Source organism: Bradyrhizobium sp. UFLA01-814, assembly GCF_046718885.1.
Lineage (GTDB): Bacteria > Pseudomonadota > Alphaproteobacteria > Rhizobiales > Xanthobacteraceae > Bradyrhizobium > Bradyrhizobium elkanii.
This window is the reverse complement of record NZ_JAQOSR010000002.1, coordinates 109,261-130,539: the sequence shown is the minus strand read 5'-3', so window position 1 is coordinate 130,539 and position 21,279 is coordinate 109,261. Positions and strand designations below refer to the sequence as shown.

General features: G+C 63.8%; 22 protein-coding genes and 1 tRNA gene. 10 read left to right on the top strand and 13 right to left on the bottom strand.

The genetic code is table 11. The features are described 5' to 3' along the window. Window positions 1-141: 141 nt before the first annotated feature. Window positions 142-609, bottom strand: a complete 468-nt coding sequence (locus tag PMN64_RS01300; protein WP_411779335.1) for a PaaI family thioesterase — start codon at window positions 607-609, stop codon at window positions 142-144. 6 nt (window positions 610-615) lie between these two features. Beyond that, on the bottom strand, window positions 616-1,050 hold the full coding sequence (locus PMN64_RS01295; RefSeq protein ID WP_411779334.1) for an acyl-CoA thioesterase: 435 nt from the start codon (window positions 1,048-1,050) through the stop codon (window positions 616-618). A 95-nt stretch (window positions 1,051-1,145) separates the two neighbouring features. Between PMN64_RS01295 and PMN64_RS01290 the strand changes: the two genes are divergently transcribed. Next, window positions 1,146-1,703 carry a TetR/AcrR family transcriptional regulator gene (locus PMN64_RS01290; protein ID WP_304498547.1) on the top strand — a complete coding sequence of 186 codons (558 nt, stop codon included), beginning with the start codon at window positions 1,146-1,148 and terminating at the stop codon, window positions 1,701-1,703. A gap of 76 nt (window positions 1,704-1,779) precedes the next feature. Here PMN64_RS01290 and PMN64_RS01285 read toward each other — a convergent pair whose 3' ends face one another. Continuing rightward, a complete protein-coding gene (locus PMN64_RS01285) occupies window positions 1,780-2,265 on the bottom strand; it encodes a hypothetical protein (protein WP_018269666.1) in 486 nt (161 codons plus the stop codon). Between the two features lie 208 nt (window positions 2,266-2,473). Here PMN64_RS01285 and PMN64_RS01280 point away from each other — a divergent pair, with 208 nt between their 5' ends. Together PMN64_RS01280 and PMN64_RS01275 are read left to right on the top strand one after the other, a co-directional pair. Beyond that, a complete protein-coding gene (locus PMN64_RS01280) occupies window positions 2,474-2,755 on the top strand; it encodes a PsiF family protein (RefSeq protein WP_028342570.1) in 282 nt (93 codons plus the stop codon). Between the two features lie 303 nt (window positions 2,756-3,058). Further along, window positions 3,059-4,144, top strand: coding sequence for an AbrB family transcriptional regulator (locus PMN64_RS01275; protein WP_411779333.1), 1,086 nt, complete (start codon window positions 3,059-3,061; stop codon window positions 4,142-4,144). Between the two features lie 187 nt (window positions 4,145-4,331). Here PMN64_RS01275 and PMN64_RS01270 read toward each other — a convergent pair whose 3' ends face one another. Further along, window positions 4,332-4,904 (bottom strand): disulfide bond formation protein B, encoded by a 573-nt coding sequence (locus PMN64_RS01270; protein ID WP_411779332.1) that lies wholly within the window; start codon window positions 4,902-4,904, stop codon window positions 4,332-4,334. Window positions 4,905-5,428: 524 nt separating this feature from the next. Here PMN64_RS01270 and PMN64_RS01265 point away from each other — a divergent pair. Next, window positions 5,429-5,513, top strand: a tRNA-Leu gene (locus tag PMN64_RS01265). A gap of 134 nt (window positions 5,514-5,647) precedes the next feature. Here the strand turns inward: PMN64_RS01265 and PMN64_RS01260 are convergent. Next, complete coding sequence (locus PMN64_RS01260) at window positions 5,648-7,084, bottom strand: SagB family peptide dehydrogenase (protein WP_411779331.1); 1,437 nt, start codon at window positions 7,082-7,084, stop codon at window positions 5,648-5,650. Between the two features lie 32 nt (window positions 7,085-7,116). After that, window positions 7,117-9,363 (bottom strand): TOMM precursor leader peptide-binding protein, encoded by a 2,247-nt coding sequence (locus PMN64_RS01255; protein WP_411779330.1) that lies wholly within the window; start codon window positions 9,361-9,363, stop codon window positions 7,117-7,119. Between the two features lie 960 nt (window positions 9,364-10,323). On the opposite strand from PMN64_RS01255, the gene PMN64_RS01250 reads away from it, so the two are divergent. The 3 genes from PMN64_RS01250 (at window position 10,324) to PMN64_RS01240 (ending at window position 12,553) form a co-directional block, all read left to right on the top strand. After that, the gene (locus tag PMN64_RS01250; RefSeq protein ID WP_411779328.1) at window positions 10,324-11,193 is read left to right on the top strand and encodes a VOC family protein; all 870 of its coding nucleotides are present in this window, start codon (window positions 10,324-10,326) and stop codon (window positions 11,191-11,193) included. A gap of 665 nt (window positions 11,194-11,858) precedes the next feature. Continuing rightward, on the top strand, window positions 11,859-12,110 hold the full coding sequence (locus PMN64_RS01245) for a hypothetical protein (RefSeq protein ID WP_411779326.1): 252 nt from the start codon (window positions 11,859-11,861) through the stop codon (window positions 12,108-12,110). A gap of 293 nt (window positions 12,111-12,403) precedes the next feature. After that, a complete protein-coding gene (locus PMN64_RS01240; RefSeq protein ID WP_411779325.1) occupies window positions 12,404-12,553 on the top strand; it encodes a hypothetical protein in 150 nt (49 codons plus the stop codon). 3 nt (window positions 12,554-12,556) lie between these two features. Here the strand turns inward: PMN64_RS01240 and PMN64_RS01235 are convergent, their stop codons facing one another. After that, window positions 12,557-13,189, bottom strand: a complete 633-nt coding sequence (locus PMN64_RS01235) for a TetR family transcriptional regulator (RefSeq protein ID WP_411779324.1) — start codon at window positions 13,187-13,189, stop codon at window positions 12,557-12,559. Window positions 13,190-13,282: 93 nt separating this feature from the next. Here PMN64_RS01235 and PMN64_RS01230 point away from each other — a divergent pair, with 93 nt between their 5' ends. Then, complete coding sequence (locus PMN64_RS01230) at window positions 13,283-13,948, top strand: O-methyltransferase (RefSeq protein ID WP_411779323.1); 666 nt, start codon at window positions 13,283-13,285, stop codon at window positions 13,946-13,948. Between the two features lie 25 nt (window positions 13,949-13,973). Here the strand turns inward: PMN64_RS01230 and PMN64_RS01225 are convergent, their stop codons facing one another. Both PMN64_RS01225 and PMN64_RS01220 read right to left on the bottom strand, forming a co-directional pair. Continuing rightward, window positions 13,974-15,314, bottom strand: coding sequence for a TRAFs-binding domain-containing protein (locus PMN64_RS01225; RefSeq protein WP_411779321.1), 1,341 nt, complete (start codon window positions 15,312-15,314; stop codon window positions 13,974-13,976). A 12-nt stretch (window positions 15,315-15,326) separates the two neighbouring features. Further along, complete coding sequence (locus tag PMN64_RS01220) at window positions 15,327-15,554, bottom strand: hypothetical protein (protein WP_245288810.1); 228 nt, start codon at window positions 15,552-15,554, stop codon at window positions 15,327-15,329. A gap of 3 nt (window positions 15,555-15,557) precedes the next feature. On the opposite strand from PMN64_RS01220, the gene PMN64_RS01215 reads away from it, so the two are divergent. Continuing rightward, window positions 15,558-15,953 carry a hypothetical protein gene (locus tag PMN64_RS01215; RefSeq protein ID WP_411779320.1) on the top strand — a complete coding sequence of 132 codons (396 nt, stop codon included), beginning with the start codon at window positions 15,558-15,560 and terminating at the stop codon, window positions 15,951-15,953. A gap of 70 nt (window positions 15,954-16,023) precedes the next feature. Here PMN64_RS01215 and PMN64_RS01210 read toward each other — a convergent pair whose 3' ends face one another. Continuing rightward, window positions 16,024-17,163, bottom strand: coding sequence for a patatin-like phospholipase family protein (locus tag PMN64_RS01210; RefSeq protein WP_411779318.1), 1,140 nt, complete (start codon window positions 17,161-17,163; stop codon window positions 16,024-16,026). 390 nt (window positions 17,164-17,553) lie between these two features. On the opposite strand from PMN64_RS01210, the gene PMN64_RS01205 reads away from it, so the two are divergent. Beyond that, entirely contained in the window at window positions 17,554-18,978 is a 1,425-nt protein-coding gene (locus PMN64_RS01205) for a toll/interleukin-1 receptor domain-containing protein (protein ID WP_028342581.1), read from the top strand. Window positions 18,979-19,017: 39 nt separating this feature from the next. On the opposite strand, the gene PMN64_RS01200 is transcribed toward PMN64_RS01205, so the two are convergent. From PMN64_RS01200 to PMN64_RS01190, 3 genes are all read right to left on the bottom strand, one after another. Next, window positions 19,018-19,749, bottom strand: coding sequence for a hypothetical protein (locus tag PMN64_RS01200; protein WP_028342582.1), 732 nt, complete (start codon window positions 19,747-19,749; stop codon window positions 19,018-19,020). A gap of 108 nt (window positions 19,750-19,857) precedes the next feature. Beyond that, the gene (locus PMN64_RS01195; protein WP_038386187.1) at window positions 19,858-20,100 is read right to left on the bottom strand and encodes a hypothetical protein; all 243 of its coding nucleotides are present in this window, start codon (window positions 20,098-20,100) and stop codon (window positions 19,858-19,860) included. A 126-nt stretch (window positions 20,101-20,226) separates the two neighbouring features. Beyond that, on the bottom strand, window positions 20,227-21,225 hold the full coding sequence (locus PMN64_RS01190) for an NAD(P)H-dependent flavin oxidoreductase (protein ID WP_411779317.1): 999 nt from the start codon (window positions 21,223-21,225) through the stop codon (window positions 20,227-20,229). Between the last annotated feature and the right edge of the window lie 54 nt (window positions 21,226-21,279).

Below are 21,279 nucleotides of genomic sequence, written 5' to 3'. Positions count from 1 at the left end.
CCCAAGAGGATGCGCAGATATTGGGCGCCGCTGCTTTCAGTCCCGTCATTGCGAGCGGAGCGAGCCTCGAAGGATGGACGGCCACTAGCCGGGCCGTGCATGCTTCGAGACGCCGCTACGCGGCTCCTCAGCATGATGGGATTAGCCTTCCGCCGCGACCATACGCGGCTCCCGCCGCGCCAGCGCCATCAGCGTGCCGCTCATGGTTGCGACCAGCGTCTCGACGCCGTCCTGGATCGCATAGGCGCGGCCGTCGCAGACGGTCAGCGTGCGGCCGGGCTTGACCACGACGCCGCGGAACACGAACCGCTCGCCGCGGGCCGGCGCCAGCAGATTGGTCTTGAACTCCACGGTGAGGATGTCGGAGCCTTCGGGCATCAGCGTGAAGGCGGCGATGCCGCAGGCATTGTCGAGGCCCGCGGTGATGATCCCGGCATGCACGAAGCCGTTCTGCTGGCAGAATTCCGGCGCATAGGGCATCGCGAGATCGACTTCACCGGGCTCCATGCGCGCGATCGAGATACCAAGCGTCTGCATCGCGCGCTGACGCGCGAACGTATCGGTCGCGACCGCGCGATAGTTGGGATTCTTCGGCTCGAAGCGGGACATGGCGGATCAAGCACTCACGGGTTCTGACGGGACGAGATGGGGCATCGCGGCGTAGCGGATCGCGGGCGCAAACGGCGCCGCCTTGCGCGCGGCGCGATCGATATGCACGGCCGCGATCTCGCAGGTCGCGGCGATCTCGCCGGTCTCCGCATTGCGCATCTCGTGCAGGACACGGATCGACTTGTCGCGGAACTCGACCAGCCGGCTCTTGACCTCGACGAGGTCGCCGGCGAGCAGCTCGCGCTTGTAGGAGATGTTCTGCTGCACGGCAGCCATGCCGCGGCCGGACTCGCGCAGATAGCTCGGCGTCAGGCCGAGCCGCGCGAACATGTTCCAGCTCGCCTCGTCGAACTTGCCGACATACCACATGACGTTCATGTGGCCGATATGGTCGCAGTGCCAGGGATAGACCGTGCCGCGATAGGTCGCCTCGCCTTCCATCGGATCCCTCCTTTCGATTCTTGATACGGTAGCGTATCAGGGACGAGGCGCGCTAGCAATACGGTACCGTATCAGAGGGGGTACGCGGAGATCACATGACTGAAAGCAAAGGCGACGTCTGGGTCGCGGCCGGTTTCGCCGAACTCGCGCATAGCGGGGTCGACGGGGTGCGGGTCGAGGTGCTGGCGAAGAATCTGGGCGTCACCAAGGGCGGCTTCTACCGCCGCTTCAGGGATCGCGCCGCGCTGCTCGAGGCCATGCTGACGCGCTGGCGCGACGGCCGCATCGCATCGATCGAGAAGCACACCGCGCTCGACGGCGCCAGCGCGCGCGAGCGGCTGAAGGCGATCATCACACTGTATTCGGAGCGCATGAACACCGAGGCGATGGCGGTGGAGCTCGCGATCCGGCAATGGGCGCGCACCGATGAGGCCGCGGCCGCCGCCGCCGCGAGCGTCGATGCCGCGCGGCTGAAGAATGTCGCCCAGCTCTATCGCGCCACCGGGCAGCCGACCGAAGAGGCCGATGCGCAGGCCTTCCTGTTCTACTGCTTCATCTTCGGCCAGAGCCTGCTGTTCCTCGAGCGCGGCCCGCGCAAGCGCGCGCAATTGCTGGCGCAGTCGGCGGACAAGCTGCTCACGGACAGCCAATAGCTCCAGAGCTAGCCGCCATAGAAAAGCGGCCGGCTCGCGCCGGCCGCTCTCGTCGAACATCCGTACGGGCAACGACTCAGGCGCCCTTCAGGCGCTTGTTGCATTCGCTGTAATAGCCGCCGCCCTTCTGGATCCACTTCAGGCCGCCATTGCCGCCGGTGGCCTTGTTGGCGTTGTACTGGTCGACGCAGGTGTGCATGCGTCCCTTGCCTTCGGACTCCTTGGCGTATTTGGGATCGATGGCGTTCGGAAACACGGCGGGTCCTGACGGCGCCGCCGGTGCCGCAGCGGGCGCCTGCTTGGCTTCCTTCGGCGCGGCCGGAGCGGGCGCGGCGGCTGCCGGCGGCGGAGCGGCGGGCGCCGCAGCGGGGGTCGCGTCGGCGCCGCACTGGGCCTTGCGGAAATCATTCCACTTCTGGCCGCCGAGGGTGCCGGCCGACTTGGCCGCCTGGTACTTGGCGCTGCATTCCTGCGCGGTCAGGGCCTGCGCCGGCGCGCTCGCCGCAAAGGCTGCAAAGCCCGACACCGCAATCACGCACAACAATCTGGTTTGAATGGTCATCCCTGGTCTCCCGTCATCCCTGGTTTCCCGTTGGTTTCCCGTGGGGGGCATTGGCGTAAGACCATTATCCTAGCGCAACCCCGACTTGCGACAACGCGCCAGCGCGCCAGCGCGTTAAAATATTGTGGCGGCGGGACCACTGCATGTTCATCCACGGTTCAGCATCGTCGCGCGACGTTTCGACCCTCTTTCCCTCACGAGGTGCCCCATGAAGACGATTTCCACGCTCGCGTCCGCAACCGCCCTTGCCTCCCTGCTGCTGATGGGCGGAGCTTTCGCGCAAACGGCCGCGCCCGCCGCCAAGGACGCTGCTCCGAAGGCCGAGACCAAGGCGCCGGCCGAGAAGAAGCCGCGCACCGCCCAGTCGCTGGAATGCTCGAAGGAAGCCGACGCCAAGGGGCTGCACGGCAAGGAGCGCAAGAAATTCCGCTCCGAGTGCAAGAAGGAGAAGTCGGGCGGCGCAGCTGCTGCGCCCGCGGCGACGAAGTAACGCCCGGACAGGTTTGATGCGCATGCCCTCCCGTTTCACGGAGGGCCGTCGCACTCGGAGCCAGCTGACTCTCCGCGCCGTCATGGCCGGGCTTGTCCCGGCCATCTACGTCTTTCTTCCCACCGAAACAAAGACGTGGATGCCCGGGACAAGGCCCGGGCATGACGAGTTTGCCGGGCAATCATCGCCTCGATCCTCAGCTTGTTTCGAAGGGTGAAAATCTGTGCGCCGCGCGAGCCGGGGCGCAATGCTGCAATCGCGAGATGCATTTGTCGCGTTCACGCGAATTTGCCATAAGGCGGCGTGACCCTGATCCGCGCTTCGATGGCAACGGCCATTCCCGACCGCAGCAAAGTCCTGAACGGGCTCGAGACCCTCGTCATCGGCACCGTCGGCGGCTTGCTGTTTCTGTGGGCAGAATTGCCGGGCGGCCTGATCTCGGGGGCGATGGTCGCGGTCGCGATTGCCGCATTGGCCGGACGGCTGCTCGCGGTGCCGGCGGTGTTGACGCAATCGGTGTTGCTGTTGCTCGGCATCTCCCTGGGCTCGCTGATGTCGCAGCAATTGCTGCAGCACATGAGCTCCTATCCGCTCACCATCGGCCTGCTGGCGCTGGCGACGTTCTGCTCGACCTTCGGCTCGAGCCTCTATCTGCAACGCGTCCATGGCTGGGACCAGACCTCGGCTTTCCTTGCCGGCAGCCCGGGCGCGCTGTCGCAGATCACGATCCTCGCAGCGGAAAAGGGCGCCGACGTCGCGGCGATCGCGGTGGTGCAGACCATGCGCGTGATCATTTTGACCGCGGCGCTGCCGCTGGTGCTGGCGCTGACCGGGGTGACGCATGCCGCGCCGCCGCCGTTGCCGACCTCGGTCGCCTCGCCGTTCGGCCTCGTCGCGCTGGTCGGCTTATCGATCGGGGTCTCGCTGCTGCTGCGCTGGATCAAATTCCCCGCCAGCTGGATGTTCGGCGCGATGCTCGCCTCCAGCCTGCTGCACGGCTCCGGGCTGGTCGATGGCGGCCTGCCGCCCTGGCTCCGCAACATCGCGCTGGTCGGCATCGGCGCCATCATCGGCACCCGCTTCGCGCGGATGAAAACCTCGACCCTGCTCAGCCATGTCAATGCCGGGCTTGGCTCGTTTGCGATTGCCATCCTGATTTCGGCCGTGTTCGTCGCGGTGATCGGCTTCACCACCCATGTGCGGCTCGCCGACGTCGTGGTCGCCTTCGCGCCGGGCGCGATGGACGCGATGCTGGCGCTGGCGCTGACGCTGCACATCGACCCGATCTTCGTCGGCGCGCATCATCTGTCGCGCTTCCTGTTCGTCACCATCTCGACGCCGGGCATCATCCATCTGTTCGGCCGGCCGCAGGACGACGTCGACGATTAGGCCTGGCGCACGTATCGATCCCGTCATCCTGAGGAGCGCCACCGGGTCCGCGCGAAGCGCGGCCCGATGACAGGCTCCGCGCGTCTCGAAGGATGAACGGCCCGGTCAGTGCCCGTGCATGCTTCGAGACGGCCGCTTCGCGGCCTCCTCAGCATGACGGATAACGAGAAAACCGTACGGCTCGACCTCAGGCCCTCACGGCCTTCATCACGCCCCAACCGGCGATCGCGGCCATCACCAGCGAGATCAGCACGTTGTAACCGGCCAGCGAGATGCCGAGGAAGCGCCACTGTACCTCGTCGCAGCGGACCACCTTGACCTTGTCGAGCTGGTCCAGCAGCGAGCCGGCCTTGCCGAAATCCACCATCGGGCCGGTGCAATCGGTCGGCCCCGGCCAGAACCCCCATTCGACGCCGGCGTGATAGGTGCCGAGCCCGGCATTGGCGAGCGCGGCGAGGCCGAGGATTGCAAGGCCGGCGAGCAGCACCGGACGCGGCGCGCCGCGGGCGGCCGCGACCGCGACGAGGGCGCCGAGCGGCACCGCGAGGTAATAGGCATAGCGCTGCTCGAGGCAGAGCGGACAGGGCATGATCTCCAGCACGAGCTGGAAGAACCAGGCGCCGGCCAGGGTCGCCGCCGCGATCACGGCAATCGCCAGGGCCGAGGTCAGCGCCGGATTGCCGGCGGCGGAAGCATGCGACGGATGGGCAGTGGCAATCGTCACGTCGGTCCTCCTGCGGGCATCGTTCGGGAGGGTCATGGGCCCTGCTCCAAGGTCGTCGATTGCGGTCGTATCGCGTGAAAATACCGCTGTCGAGGCGCAGGACAATCACATCCGCGCGGGTTGACCGTGACGGCCGCCGTCCGCCGCAGTCAGATCGCGTTCAGTCGATGATGCGTCGGAACGCGCAGGCGCCACTGGGTCATCGCCGCCTGCAACTCATCGGAAAAGAAAAGACTCGGATTGAGCACCCTGCGTTCATGTGCATCATCGAGATCGACGAACCGGACAATACCGTTACGCTCGCGCCTCCGTCCCGGCGTAGGTTGCCGCAGCCGCGGCCGGGCATCGGCACGGTGGCACGCGGCCGCCGCCGGGCAAACTCTTCCGTGACCGCCATACGGACGGCGACGGCGTTGCGTCGTCCCTGGGATCACACCCCCCGGAAATTCCGCTGCCGGGGCGCGGGACATCCGGTCCGCGCGGGTTGACCGTGACGGGCCGCCCGCTATAGTCCGCCGCGCTTCGCGACCCCGGCCTTCCCGGCCGGGACCATTGCGAATGCCCCTGTGGCGGAACTGGTAGACGCGCTCGACTCAAAATCGAGTTCCGCAAGGAGTGCTGGTTCGATTCCGGCCAGGGGCACCATTCAGCGCGGCCGTAGCCGACAAGCCATCCGCACGAAGGCTCGTCCCGGCGTAGCCCGAAGGGCGAAGCCGAATCCCGCCCCTGGGCGCCATTCGCGTGCGATCCAGGCCGTAAACATTCGAAAGACCTCCGCTCTAGCTAGAGGGGGCCGGTTTCCTGCCGCGCCCGAGCGCGAATTGACCGACCGGGCTCTCCACGTGGAATTCAAGCCCCGTCATTTTTGCGAACAGATCGATGTTGCAGGTGCCGATTGCGCAGCCACCAAGGCCCATGTCGGTCGCCGTCAGATAGAACGTCTGCATCAGGTTGCCGACGTCCTTCAGGATCAGCGAATATGCGATTGAGCTGTATTTCCAGGAGATCCGCCCAAAGCGCGCGGCGATCGTGATCAAGACCTGCGGTGGACCGGATGCGTCCATGGCAAACTCGGCCGCCGTAGAAAGCGCTTGGAGTTGTTGGGCGGAGGTGTCGATCGCGACAAGCGCGTGGCTGCCCGCGTCATAGTGGTAAAGTCCACGTGCAAGCTCCCTGCAGTTCAAGACCGCCAAGTATAGTTCCAGCTCGTACGCGCCGCCTGCCGACGGATAGGGTCTTGCGCTGTAGGTGACCTCGGGATCGCCGTCAAAATCTGCGCCGATCTTCCATTCCGACAGCACGCGGGCTGTCGTGTCGAGAAACTGCGCGAGCTCGGCGAGCGTGACCGGATGCTGGTCGTCGAAATCTCGTATTGAACGGCGTTCGCGCAACAGCTTCGCGAAGTGCGAGACCGACCCCGACGTGGAGAATTTGCCGAGGTCGATCTTCTTGCCGGGCCAAGGCGGACGCACCGCGGGTAGCGGTGGAACGACGCCCGCATGGGTGAACGCGCCGCCAACTGGATTGGTGTGCCGGCCCTCCGTGCTCCTCGTATGAAACACGAGATCGTGGAAGTCCCAGAGAACGAGATTGCCGTCGCCTTCATTCACCCGAAGGCCGTCGCCGTCTTTCGCATTGAGCTTGATCAGCATCTTGCTGTCGATCAGCAATCCAAGCAGATCGAGGTTCGCGGAGGCCGCATGGCGGCGAAGGTTGCTGATCTTCTGAGGCCGCGACAGGGCAGCGAGGGTGGCAGCGATGGCGGGATCGAAAATCCGAAACAGCGCGCCGGCGCGCGGCGATTCCAGCACCATCTCGCTGCCGCGCCGGCGCAGATAGGCGAAGCGCGACAACACAATGGTATCACCGTTCCCCAGCTTTGCGCGTTGTGGCCAGTATTCGGCGACCTGCGGCTCGATGACCACGAGGTCTTGCTCGTCACGCGGAGAGTATAAGCGGTATTCGAGAAATCCATGCCCTGCCAGTCGCCGCACGAGGGCATGAACCTGCCTCGCGAGGACGCCTTTGCCCGCAAAGGAGGCGAGCGGCAGGCCGCTGGTGAGATGTCCCGCACGGTCGACCGCTGCCGCACTGAATTGTCCCAGATTGATCGAGTAGCCGCCCAAGCCTGCAGCGATGCTTCCGTCCGCCTGCATGTGAAGGGAGCAACGACCGTTCAATCGGGCGACGATGACGGGTGCGATCTTCCTGAGCATCGTTTTCCGGAAGTTGCGCAACGAGCCAGCCTTCAGGTGTGTGGAAGGAATGGCGTGAGCTCGCTTTCCAGTCGCGGACGATTCAGCAATCCGAGCTTCATCGGAACATCGTAAAGTCGGCCGGGCGCGAAGCGGCGATAGAAATGTCGCAACCCCGGAACGAGCACTCTGACGACGGGCACCTGGACATCGGGCCGCGTCTGGTCGAGCACGAGGAAATCAAATCCCGCGGCGGTGGCAATCTCGATGCAGGCATTGACCTGGTCGCGCGCGTTGTCGTGAACCTTGAGGCTCGGCGCCGACGGCACGATCGGATTGTCGCTGGGGATCAGGAACGGATAATCGTCCAGTCGCAGCGGCGTGACACCGTCCAGCGTCGGCTTCTCGCCACTTCCGCCGCCCATCATGCCAATCGACATGAACTGGGTCAGCTCGGTGAGGGAACGCAGCAGGGCTATGCGGCGATCGAAATGCGAGCCGGAACCGAATTCGATATTTTCGTGCCCGTTCTGCGTCCAATGGATGATCGCCACGTAAGAGGGAATGCCGAGATCGCTGGTGATGTCGAGCACCCAAAGCCTGCGCCCCGCATCGGCAAGCTGGGCTTGCAGATCCCGCACATAGGGATCTTCGAATTGCGCGAGGTCGACTTCTGCACGTTGCAGCCGGTTGTACCACCAGATCGCGTAGGCGTCGCGTTCGACCAGTTCGAGGAAGCCTTGAACGATGGCTTCCTCCCGGGTGTTGCCGGCCGCGCATCCGTTGGAATCGGTGTGGAAGCCGCCATAGAAGAAGTACAAGAGGCCCGTTGGAAGATGTTTGAAACGCTTGTCGCGTAACGACCAGACCGGCGACCACTCCGTCTTGGTCGAGGGATCGAGCGGCTCAGGCACCAGATGTGAATCGTCCGGCTGCGAGGTATGTCTGCCTTGAAACTGCGCGTCGCTGAAAAGCTGTACTTCGTTGGGAAGAAGAGCGTCGCCGGGAGCGAAATCGACAAAGCGGCGCTTCGTCCTGATCTCGTCCCCCTGGAAAATACCCGAATAGCGCTCGATCGCCTCCATCAACGCGCTTGCCTCGCCCTGCTCGGCTGTGGAGCCCTTGCCGAAGCTGCCGCCGCTTAATCCGGATCTGAGTTGGTCGACGTTCCAGGCCGGCGCCGAGAAATTGTGGTAGGCGAAAAAATTCGTGTTCATCGGCAGATCGGCCTCGATCCGCTCGAGCCGTGAGACGACGCCGGTCAGCGGACTGACGTGCTTGCGGAACCGTGCTACGGTGGCTCGCGACGTCACGGCGCGGTAACCGCCGCTGGTCATGACGAGCTTTCCGCCCTCCGCGATCTCGATCGGCGCTGCCGCCCGGCGCGGACTCTGCAGCTTCCTGCTGCCACAGGTAGGACACTGCGGGCGTCGCGCGACGTAATGCTTGGCAATGACGGCACCGGTCAGGTCGAAGCTTGCGATGTGGTCGCGCAGATCGGTACGAAATCCCGAGGCAATCGCTTTTGCGATTTCAACAGCAGCGAAGTGGATGCCGATCTGTCCGACGGCGTCGCCGACCAGGGGCGATACGGCGACCACCTGCGCCGCTCTGCGATCGAGAAATCCCTTGATCTCCCGATTGCGTATCATGCGATCGAACAGGCAAGTCCAGCAGGCGCTCTCGCCCGGCTTGAACACGGGTCCCACCAGCGGAAACACGCCGGACGGCTGCGCCAGCAGCCAGGGCGTCCCATCGCCAAAGCGCTTTCCGTTCAATTCGACGAGCCGTCGGTCAAGATAGTCGTTCGCCAGTGTGATCGTGAGCTTGGGCGACCGCTTGGTGATCCGAACACCGAGCTTGCTCAAGGCCGCGGCAAGTTCGTTGGCGCCTTTGACATCGATCGCTTCGACCCGCACGGGGCAATCGCGGAGATTCTGTTCTGCGACCTCGGGGGGGAGGCCGAGACTCGCCCAATATCCATCGACGGCGCCTGCGAACGCGTGCGGCGCTCCGCTTACGACATATCGGCGCTCTAGCAGCCGCCTGATCGCTTCCTCGATCTTGTCGGCGGGAAAACTCTTTGAGAGCTGGCGAACGATCTCTGGTGCAGCCTTACCATTCTTGCCGATCGCCGCGGCCACCGCACAATAGAGATCACCGTGCAGGAAGAATTTGCGGTTCTCGGAATAGAGGCAGACCACATCGGGAGGAATCACATAGGCGGTGAAGTTCGGCGCGAATCGCAAAATGCCCTTGCGGCTCTGCTTCGCGGTGCGGCTCTTGCCATTGACTGTCATCGGGGCGGCACGCTGATCCTGTTGCTGTCACTTCCGATCGCCGGCGCGCGGCCGACCATTGGCATCGCGCGGCTTGTGCGCCGCGTTCGGCCACCGGCATTCTGCGAGCAATTTGGATCACACTCGCCCACCATCGGCAAGCTGATCAGCCAGGCGCGGCAAATGGATAACGAAAGCAAAAATTTGGCCGGGTCGTTCGGGCGCCCGGCCAATAAAATCGCGACGTGTCGACGCCCAGCGCTAGCACCAGCGGCAGCGGCCCCAGGATGCACAGCAGCCTGCGCATGAGACCAATGGCACGCCTACGCCGATCCAACCAACGCCGCAGCCGCCACATCCACCGCAACCGACACCGCAGCGGCAGCCTCTGCAGGCCCTGCATCCTCCGCAACCCCTGCAGCCTCCGCAAGCTCTGGCGCCTCCGCAGCCACGGCAACCACCGCATCCCCGCGCGAGCAGCACGCGGCCTCCGACGCTTTCATCGTCGATGAGATTGAGGTGGAAGGTGGCGAGACTAACGTCGGCGAGTTCTTCCTCACTGAGCGTCGTCATATGGCCCGGCGCGAAGTTCGGCTTGTGTTGGACGTCGCCGGAGGGCACGGCGGAGGCATATGCGCTGCCCGCGAGCGAAAAAGTCAGACCGGCTAATCCCAGCGCCGGTACCGCGGCGTTGGTCGTTCGCTTCTTTCTCGAAGCTTGCTTCGCTCGCTGCATGGCCGCATCCTCCCAGTTTGGAAGAAAGGACTTCCGAAGCACGATCTTACGCCGAGCGAACGAGGCAGACAAGAATTACGGTATACACAAAATGTAATAGAGCTCGTTCTGATTGCATTCATCTTCATGAACGATATCGCGCAATTTGGTCGATTAAATCGAGAATCCGCGCCCGTGGAGCGGATTGCAACGGGTGCAATTTGATGCAGTGCGCAATCGTCGGCCCGCTTGAACGGGGAAATTAGCTTGGTCGATCAACTCGGACGCTTCGCTTGGTATGAGTTGCTGACGACGGACATGCCGGCAGCAGCTGCTTTTTATGGCAAGGTCATCGGCTGGGCGGTGGAAGATGCGTCGACTCCGGAATTCGCCTACACGCTGCTTACTGCAGGCGGCGCCCCGGCAGTTGGACTCATGCATCTCCCGGAAGAAGGGCTGCGATTGGGAGCGAGGCCGAGATGGGTCGGCTACATCGCCGTCGATGACGTGGATGCGAAAGCCGTGCAGATCCGCCGTCGTGGGGGCGCCATTCTGGTAACACCGACCGCCAGCAATATTGGCCGAATTTCGGTGGTCGCCGATCCGCAAGGAGCGACGTTCGCACTGGTTTCCGGGCTGACATATGGCCAACGGCAGTCCAGCGGATTGGACGAGCCTGGACGCGTGGGCTGGCACGAGTTGCTGGCTGAAGACCGGAACAAGATCTTCCCGTTTTACGGCGAGCTTTTTGGCTGGCAGAAAGCTCACGCTGGAACCGGGCCGGCCGACCTGTATGAATTGTTCTCGGCGGCCGGCCAGACGATCGGCGGAATGCTCACCAAACTTCCGAGCGTATCGCAACCCTGCTGGCTCTATTACTTCAATGTCGACGACATCGGCGCGGCTGCCAAGCGCGTTGATGCTGGCGGGGGCCGGGTCCTCCAAGGTCCAATCGAGTTGCCCGACGGTTGCTGGATCTTGCGATGTGCCGATCCCCAAGGCGCTCTATTTGCGCTGCAGGGAGCCTGGGATCAGAAAGGCACCGGGCGACCTTCCGCCTCGGAAGTCAATTGGTCCGCCAAGTGGGGCGATGTCGCTTCACAGGGCAAATTGGTCCTTCACAAGACGAAGCGATAGGTCGGGAACGCTTCGACCTTGTCCGCAGCAGAATTATATAGGTATTTAAATTAGGTAGAGGTGCGCAATCGTATTCTGAATGGTGCACCACGCTTAGCCCTTGCGGGCTTCGCGTGGCGCGGCCATGCGATGGCCGCAAGGGCGAAGCGTGTCCGGCGGAGCTTGAGCCACGCGAAAGCGAATACGGACTGGCGCCTCCCAAGAAGCTCTCTCACTGGTTCATGATCGGCGGCTTATCCTTGGCGGGCCTGAGGCTCGGCAACGCGTCCTCGTCCGGACAGCCCCAACCGCGATAAGCAAATTACCGGCCATCGCGCGGATCACGCCTGAGGTCTTCGGCAGCGTCGCGGCCGCCGGACGAGACGTACCGGCCATATTTTGGCCATAGCCCGTTTCTTAAACGCCTGCGCGGGCCATGCCCCGCCTTCGTTTTGCGTCGCCTGACCGATCCGGTCGCTTCGCAAGCCAATCGCAGATCATCGCTGCGCTTCCCCCCACAACATGGATGGTCTGCCAACAGCAAGAAGGACTTTGTAATGCGTAAACTTCTCGCCGCTGTGGCGGTTCTTTTGGCGTTCGCTTCAACTGCCGAAGCCCGCGGCCGTCACCATCATCATCGGCACTATGCACATTCCGGTCGCCCAGCTGCGTGGTGCGGGTGGTTCATGCGCACCCAGGTCGGCAGCGATCCCGGTCCGCAATTCAATCTGGCCCGATCCTGGGCGCGCTACGGCAACAATGCCGGCGGCCCTTCGGTCGGCACCATCGTGGTTTGGCGTCACCACGTCGGCAAGATCGTGGGTCAGGAGAACGGCCAGTGGATCGTGCAGAGCGGCAACGACGGGCATGCCGTGCGCACGCGGCCGCGCTCGCTGGCCGGCGCCATCGCATTTCGAAATGCCTACGCTTCGTTCTAAAGCGCGATGAGATTGGATCGAATCGTCACCGCGCTTTAGCCCTTGGTTTGAGCATGATCTCCGCGCAAACGCGTTGCGTTTGTCGCGAGGGAAAACCGCTGCGCACTTTTCCGGATCATGCTTTGGGGAACCTCGACGCTTCAGCTGACATGCGAGCTTGCGACGCCCGGCGGTATACGAACCGTTCATGATCGCGGCTTACGCTGAAGCGGGGTTTCGCCCTGAAGCCCTCAGACGGGCGCCGTCATCTGTGTTGACCAGATGGCGGCGCCTTTTTTCAGGAGCGAATTGGCTTGCCCCAGAAATCGAAAAAAGTCGCGACGCCCTCCCAGACGGCTTCTTACTGGTCGGCCGCTTACGTGAGTTTCCGCAACGGCGTGACGGTTTTCGCTGTGACCGGCGGCGTGCTCGGGTTTCTGCTGGTCGCCAAGCACTATCTGTGAACTTCAGCGCTTTCCGAGACTCCTGAGATACGCGCAGAACATGTCAGCCATGGCGTCGGCATAGGCTTTGATCTCCGCGAGCGTTCGCGGGCTCTCCGAAAAATCCTTGCCCACTGTGCTCAGCGTCGTCGTGATCAAATCGCCCGCTGTCGCGCGCACAGCGTCTGACGTCTTCGGCAATGCCTCGCGCATGAAGGCTTCGACGATGCGCTCGCCCGATGCCCGCGCTTCGCGCGCCTCGGGCGCATCGCGATAGAGCGGCGCGGCGTCGCTGAGCGCGACGCGCACCGCGGCCTCCTCGCATTCGGAGCGGATGAAGGCGTGCACCAACGAACGCAGCCGATCCAATGGCGGCCGCTTGGCATCCGCGAGGATGTCACGCAGCAGGCGCGTGGTCTGCCGCCACTCGTCGCTCTGCAACCGGAACAGGATCGAGGCCTTGTTCGGGAAGTACTGGTACAGCGAGCCGACGCTGACGCCGGCCTTCTCGGCCACCCGCGCCGTGGTGAAGCGCTGCGCGCCTTGCTTCGTCAAAACCTGAACAGCCGCATCGAGAATCGCCGCGACGAGCTCGGTCGAGCGGGCCTGTTGCGGCTGTTTTCGCGAGGAAATTGAGGAGCTTCGCCGTTCGGTCATGGACGTCCTGGGGAATGCGATTAGCGAATGCGACTAATTATTCGTATTTCTGGCGAGGCGCAAGGACGCGCCGCTTTCACACCGGAGACCGACATGACCACCCTCATTTCACCTGAGCTCGCGGGCCTGCTCGAGCGCCTGTTCGCGCAAGCCTCCGCTGCGGTCGAGGAAACCCGGCTCGCGGTGGCCGACCTTTCCGACACCGAACAGGCGCGCCTGATGCGGAGCAAGACCGACTACCGCGCGCTATACGGCCGGCTGAGCAATGTGCCGCTCGCGGTCTCGCGCGAGACCGGCGCGCTGCTCTACATGCTGGCGCGCGGCAGCCGGGCGCGGAACATCGTCGAGTTCGGCACGTCATTCGGCATCTCGACGCTGCACCCTGCCGCCGCGCTGCGCGACAATGGCGGCGGGCGCCTGATCACCAGCGAGTTCGAATCGTCCAAGGTGGTGCGTGCCCGGGACAATCTCGTCGCCGGCGGGCTCCATGACCTTGTCGAGATCCGCGAGGGCGATGCACTCCAAACGCTGCGCACGGGTCTGCCCGATACGATCGACCTCGTGCTGCTCGACGGCGCCAAGGCGCTCTATCCCGATATCCTCGATCTCGTGGAGAGCCGTCTGCAGCCGGGCGCCTTCGTCGTCGCCGACAACGCCGACGACAGCCCCGACTATCTGGCGCGCGTGCGCTCGCCGGCGAACGGCTACATGTCTGTACCGTTCGGCGACGACGTCGAGCTGTCGATGCGGCTCGGCTGAGGCGGATGACCAGAGAAGCGCGCGGTCAGGCCGTCTTGATCCTGTCGATGATGGCGGACAATCGCGCGTGCTTTGCTGGGTCGGTGACGTATTGGAGACTGGCTTCGAGGTCGCGAAGGACACTGCTCACTTTCCATTTCGCTTGCCCCTCGGCAACCACCTGCATTGCCAGTTCCTCGGCCTTGTCGGGATCGCCAAGGTCAAAGGCCGCGGCAAGCTGCGTCGGGCGCAGCCATTCGTCGGCAAGTTGCAATCGTCTGGCCCGTTCGCAGGCGGCAATCGCGACCCGCACAGTGGCCTGCGCAAGATCCTCGTCGCCCGGGTTTCCCCGGGCGCGATAGAGACGGGGCAGGTTGCTGGAGCAATAATAGGCGTTGAGATCGAGCTCCATACCCTGCTGATAACAGTCGATCGCCTTCTCGAGCTCCTCCTTGCGGCGAGGAGAGTCGGCTGGTGCGCCTCTGGCGAGGCGTTTGTGGCGGCCACCCATCAAGCCGAGCCGTTCCGGCGTCAGCCCCGCGAAATCAATCAATGTCTGTATCTCGGCTATGGCCTGGATGTCGTCGCCGGCCTGGGCCGCGGCAAATGCACGATTCTCCTGCACTTCAGGCTCGTTGGCGAAGCGGTCGGGAAGTCTGCCGATGAAATCCAGCACGATGTTCCAGTCGGCGGCATCATTGACGCAGTCGCGCAGCATCAGCAACAAAGCGAGCGCCTTTGCATAAGTGGCGGGCGGACTTCCCTCGGTCGCGATCAGCGCTTGGGCCCGCGCCATGCGCTGATCCGTGGGCGCCGCGCGCACCGCGCGTATCTTGGTCTGAAACGCAGCTTGCTCGGCGAGCTGGCTCCGCATCGTCATCGCCTTGCGCGAGTCGACCTTGTCTGGATAGCCCGGGATCGACTGGTGCATCGGCGAAATCCCGTCAGCAAGCGCCTTGATGGGCGCCTTGATCGCGGCCTGCATGGCTGCCGCGGTCGCCTCCGTGATCTCGCCCTCGGGCAGCGGATAGCGGACGGTTCGCATCTGCACGACATCGAACAATTGTTTGGACCAGTCGGCCGCAAGCAACACGCACCCGGTCTCTTGCGATGCGTGGCGGATACCGACCTCGTAATAGACATTGCCGTTCGGAATCGTCATGTCGGCCAGCACGAGATCGGCGAAGTAGATCCGTTCCAGCATTTCACTGACGATCAATGCGCTGGTGTCCTGGTCGGCGCGCACCGGCTGATAACCGAGCGCCTTGATGGCGGGTACGTAGGCGCGATCCCACAATGCGTTAAAATCGATCTCGGCTGGACCAAACTTGGGATCGGCCTGGGTCGGCTTTCGGCCATAGGGCATGATCATGAAACACGACGGCATATCGCAATTCCTTCAGTCCCATAATTTCTTCGTATCCAGCCAATAAACCCACGTCGTCTTGCGCCCGGCCTCATCCATCAGGTGCTTGGCGCCGCCGGGACCATCGCCGCCTTCGCCATTCCACAGGCAGACAAAGGCGAGCTTCCTGTCGCCAAATCGGGCGGCCCGCTCCAGCATCCATTGATTGTCGCGCTCATAGGCGTTTTCACCGGCCGGCAGCGGCCCCAGTTCGTCGGGCATGACATGGAGCGCGGCTCGCGATTTCGCCGCGAGATAGCGCGCGCGCCAGTTGCCGCCAGCGAAATCGACCGAGCCGGCAAGGAACGTCGGTTCGTCGAATGGAATATAGATTTCAAGCTGCATGCCCTTCGCGAGGGCAGCTTCCGCAAACAACAGATCGCCGCCGCAGGCGCCGCCGCAAATGGCGAGATCACCCTTGGTAACACCGATCTTCGCAAGCGCGTCGGCGATCGCAGCGGCCGCAACAGGCTCCTTGTCTGGCGGAAAGCGTGGCGTTTTTCGATCTGGCGCATCGATCATGTGACCGCTGAAAAGGACCACCGTGTTCGGCGATCCGGCATCTTGCTTTGTGGACATCGCGACACCTGGACGAATGACTGGATCATCATGTCTCGGTGACGAAGATAGCCGAAGGCGAATTGGTTGTCGAAACTGCGACTTGCGTGTCGAGATGGCACCTCGCGCGGCATCACGTGAGATCGAAGGCCGACGGGAAGTGTTCCGGCTTGACCTGCCTGACGGCTGCGAGCCGTCCGATCTCGGCAAGCTCGTCCATGTTGTTCGGGTCATCCATCGCGGCGATCTTCGCAAGCGCGTCCGGCGTCCGGTCGATCGCGACCGTCTTCTTCAACCAGGTGGTTTCCAGCAGCACGTTGTAGCGCGCATAGGTCGCGAGTTGCGGTCCGCCCCGACTGTCCGCCACCATATCTTCCACCGCGCGATCGATCGACCAGGGCGTCAGGCAGTTGGTCAGCCATTGCAGCATGCCGTGATTATGCCGTCCGCAATCGTCCATGAGCGATTGCAGCGAGCGCAAGCCCTGCTCGGCCGCCGGCATGTGAACGATTTCCTCCGTCGAGAAGGTCGACTTGAACACGCCGGTGCCGGCCGAGATGAGCAGGAGATTGTCCCTGCCGATTGGCCAGCGAAAGCCATGGCCATGGAGCGACGCCAGCATCAGGAGCTGCAGCGCAGGATCGTTGAACGGGCTGACGCCGCCATCGACGAAGGCGCCGCTGACCGTGCTGCCGGAGCGCGACGAGATCGTGATCTCCTGGGGACTGAAATAGGTCGGCGCCGCGGTGCTGGCGCGCACCACTTGCGTCAGCCGCAGCCCGCCGTCCTGCCTGGCAAAGGGCGCATCCGGGTGGTTGTGCAGCGGCCAGGGACTGCCGGTATCGAGCCGCTTGGTCATGATCATCAGGCCGGTGCGGATGCGATCGCCGCCGAGCGAGGTGTCGGCGCCAAGCTGCGCGTCGAGAGCGTGCTGCAGGGCATCCGACTTGAATTTCGGCGCCAGCAGCCCGCGCCGCCAGAACGAACCCTGGAAGACGTCGGTGCCGATGCCGCGATAGAGCTGCTTCAACGCGTCGGCCGTCATTCCGCAGGCCAGTCCGGCAGCGATGATCGATCCGGTCGAGGTGCCGCCGATCAGATCGAAATAATCGCAAAGCAGGAGATCGCTGTTGCCGAACCGCTTGCGCAACATTGCCTCGATGGCGCTGACATATTCGAGCGTCAGGATGCCGCGGATGCCACCGCCATCGAGCGCCAGTATCCGCTTCGGCCCCAATGCGCGATCGAGATGCTGCTGCTTGGTTTTCGGCATAACTGCCCCCGACTATGACTTTTGCTGATCTCGATACGGCCGACCGATCACGGCCGAAGGCTCAATTGGTCGCGCGCCCGCGCGAACGGCGCCAAGGCATAAAATGAAGCGATGTGTTCGACACATCAGCTGAGTTTCGAAAAATTTTAGCGAGTCCATTCCGGAGCCCGGCGAGCGTCGCGCGCCGGGTCCCTGGGTATCTTGCACGTGGCACACCCTAAGGTATAGTGAGATAAATCACTGGCGGGCGGTTTTTCTTTTTCGCGCCGGGCGATCGCAGATTTCAGAGACGAGCTATCATTGAGCTCGCGGCAGGATGTGCAGCCGCGGCATTCGGCCGATGAGACACGGCCAGCCGTCGCATAAGATTCATGCAGATCGGGTTCTGCCATGCCAAATGATTTCTCGGTGTTTATCAGCCATCGCGCCGAAGACAGATTTCTCGCGCGCCTGCTCAAGGCGCGGCTCGAATATCTCAGCAGCCTGGACGGCCAGCGTCCGGTGGAATGCTTCGTCTGCGAGGAAATTCCCGGCGGCTCCGAATGGCGGCAATGGATGATCGACAACACGGCGAAGGCCGATTGCCTGATCTTCATCCACACCAATGCTGAGCACAATTGGACCTGGTGCGCATCCGAGATTGCCCAGTTCGACGGTTACAAGCGCGCGCTGAAGCTCATCTCCAAGGTGCTGTGGTTCTCGGTCGACTCTTCGCCTTCGTTTCCGATGCTGGCGGAGAACGAGTTCTATGGAATCGGCGAGGACGACGTCCGGCGATTCCTCGAAGACCTGTTCGTGAAGCCGACCTTCGGTCCTGCGCCGCTGCGGCCGCGACTGAACGCCAACTACGCGCCCAAGTTCAACGAGGCGGCGAAGGACATTCACGCGCAGTTCCTGCAGATCACCCGGCCGGAAGAGCTGTTTCGCCTGCGGCTTCGCATCGTGTTCAGCGACGAATTGTCGTTCCGGCAAAAGGCCGAAACGCTCAGGCCATTGCCCCCCGCCGATCGCGCGCGCGGCTTCCTGAGGGATGCCGTGCTGGAGGCGGATGCCGGCACCACCACGCTGTTGTCCGGTCCCGACACGGCGGAGCTCGACTGGGAGGATCTGCTCCGCGCGCAAAACCGTTACGACAGCGGGGCCTGGCTCGACGAGCTGACGAGCTATGTCGCGAACTCGTTCGCCGACGTGGATATCGCCAGCCGGCGCAGCCGTGAGCAGGTCCTCAGTCCGATCTTCCGCGATCTGAAGCTGTATCAGCCTGTCGTCGCCCGGCTCGAATATCTCGACAGCACGCCGTTCTCGATCGTCATCATCTTCGTGCCGATGCCGCCATTCAGCGAGGATCCCCGCCTGATGATCGCGCAGAACATGCCGAAGGACATCGTCTTCCTGTCGATCCTGCTGCGACTGGCGCGGCGCTTCCGCTGGTCGTTCCTCGAGCCGCTATACAACGCCGTCGAGGGCCTGGACGATGACTTCAGCGCCAAGCGATGGGACGATCTGCTGGAGCGCTACCACGAATGCCTGGAAAACCTGGATTCGATCCTGCGACAGGGCAATATGCGCGAGCTCGAAACCGTCGGCGACATCAAGTCGGCGATCAACATCTCCGACGATGCGCTGCTGAAGGAGATGTTCAAGGATTGGGGGACGTTTCAGACCCGCCTGGCGCAGGCCATCGAGAAGAAGTCGCCAAGCGACGTCAGGCAGACGCTCGAGCCCTGGCTGAAGCGCAACAAGGACTTCATGAAACAGCTGCTCGTCGAAACCCAGGGCAAGGTGGAGAAGCTGCGGCCGCTGGAGGCCAGCTAGAGCATAAGGAGCGCAGATCCGGTTCGGCCGGACCCTGCCTCAGATCATCGCAGCGACGCGTTCCAGGCCAATCAGGCGCGCCAGCGAACGAACCTCGTTCTTCTGATCCTCGCGGAGCTGGAACAGCAGCGGCATCGCCGCCGACTTCAGTTGCTGGACCTCCTCGGAGTCGGGATCGATCGGTATGTTGCCCACGGCGGGATCGCCCTGGCGCTTGGCGTGGATCTTGCGGGCGACGGCGCGCAATGCGGTCTCGACCGCTGGCCAGTAATATTCCTGCGACGACGACAGCTTGAGGCGGTCCTTGATGCCGGCGATCTGGGCGTCGCTCAGCAGCGCATAGGTTTTCTGCGGCGCCGGCTTGGCCGCAGCCTTGGGCTTCGGCGGCGCGGGGGCGACCAGCGCGGGTGCGGGCTCGGCGATGTTCGGCTGAGCCGCATCGACGGGGTCGGTGATCTTCGGCAGGCCGATATCGGCGGGCTCGACGGAGGCATAGGCCTGGCGCACCGTATCGGTCGCGCCCGGAATCGCGGCTTGCGCCCGCAACAGGAGCGGAGACGGATTGGCGGGAGGCTCAATCGGCTGGGGCGCCTCAAACGAGGCCGCGGCAAGCGTCGTGACGGCGAGCTTATCCTGCTTGCTGGCACGGTTGGCGACCGGGCCAATGTCGGCCTGCGCCGCCGGCAGGCTGTCACGGCCCAAAATGGCTGTTATCGCGGCGCCGGCGAGGAGGAAGCATGTCAGCGCGGCGAGGGTGATGGCTCTGGTCAAAAACTACTCCATTGCCGGCCGGTGTCGCCGCAAACTGCGCGTGAAATGCGGCGGTACCGTGCCGTGACGACGCCAAATAGGTGAAATTGTCCCGAAACGGCCGGAAAATCAGGCCGCTGCATCAAGCTCATAGGCCTCCTGGATGTCGGCGACGATCTCGTGCGCCGTCCAGAGGGCGCCGGGCTGGACCGTGTGCAGGCTGACCGTCCAGTTGGTGCGGCGGGTGCGCGGCGTGCTGACAATGTCGAATTCGACCTGACGGCACAGCGGATGCCGCTGCAGGGCGTAGAACACCCGGGTCCGGAGCTCGTCGAGCGTTGCCGGGGTCTTGGAGAGCGCCTCAAGGGCCATGTCGCATTCCCACAAACTGCCAGGCGGCCAGCCGTGGCGGCCCGTGACTGTATTGTTGGGACTGGCATGGTTAATGCCGCGTTAAGCGGGCGAGCGGGATTTGAGCGGCTGCTGTTTCGCGGCGGATCAGGCGAGCCGCACCCGTCCGCTCGCCACCTCATACTCCGCGATCGTCTGCGCCACGAGCTCGTCGACGCCGAGCACCCCGGTGACCCCGGAGGTGGAATGACCGCCGCTCCAGATATCGCGCCAGCGTTTGGGGCGGCTTTCGCGGGCGCCGATGTCGATGTCCTTGCCGATGTCGATCGCGCCTCGCGCCGGCAGGTCGTCGGGATCGAGACCGGCGGCCTCGATCGAGGGCCGCAGCATGTTGGTCTGCAGGCCGGTGAACGCCGTCGTGAGCAGAATGTCGTCGGCGGTGGAGTCGACCAGCATCTGCTTGTACCTGCCGTCCGCCATGCTCTCGCGCGTCGCGATGAACTTGGTGCCCATATAGGCGAGGTCGCAGCCGAGCGCCTCCGCGGCGCGGAGCGCGTGGCCGTCGCTGATGCCGCCGGCAAGCACGATCGGTCCATCGAAGAAGCCGCGCACCGCGCGGACGAACACGAACGGATTGAGCCAGCCGGTCTGCCCGCCCGCACCCGCAGTGAGCAGCACGAGCCCGTCGGCGCCGACTGCTGCCGCGCGCTCGGCATGGCGGATCGAGGCGACGTCAGCGAAAACCAGCGCGCCGGCATCGTGCAGAGGGCCAAGCACCGGCGCGGGCGAGCCGACCGAGGTGATCACAAGCTCCGGCTTGTGCCGCAGCAGCACGGCGAGATCCTCGGCCAGCCGCGTGTTGGAGCGATGCACGATCAGGTTCGGACAGATCGGCGCGGCCGCTTGGCCGCTTGCATCGGCATGCGCCTGCAGGCGCCGCGCCATGTCGCCGAGCCAGGCATCGAGCTGTTCCGTCTCACGGCAATTCACCGTCGGAAACGAACCGATCACGCCGTTGCGGCAGGCGGCTACCACCAGCTCGACACCGGAGACCAAGAACATTGGTGCTGCAATCAGCGGCAGCCGCAGGCGACCGCGAAAACGCGCGAGAGGATCGGCGGACAAGTTGTTTCTTCCTATCATCATTGTGTTAGCGTTGCCGCCAACATTGGCACGACAAAAGCCAAAGACAAAGGCGGG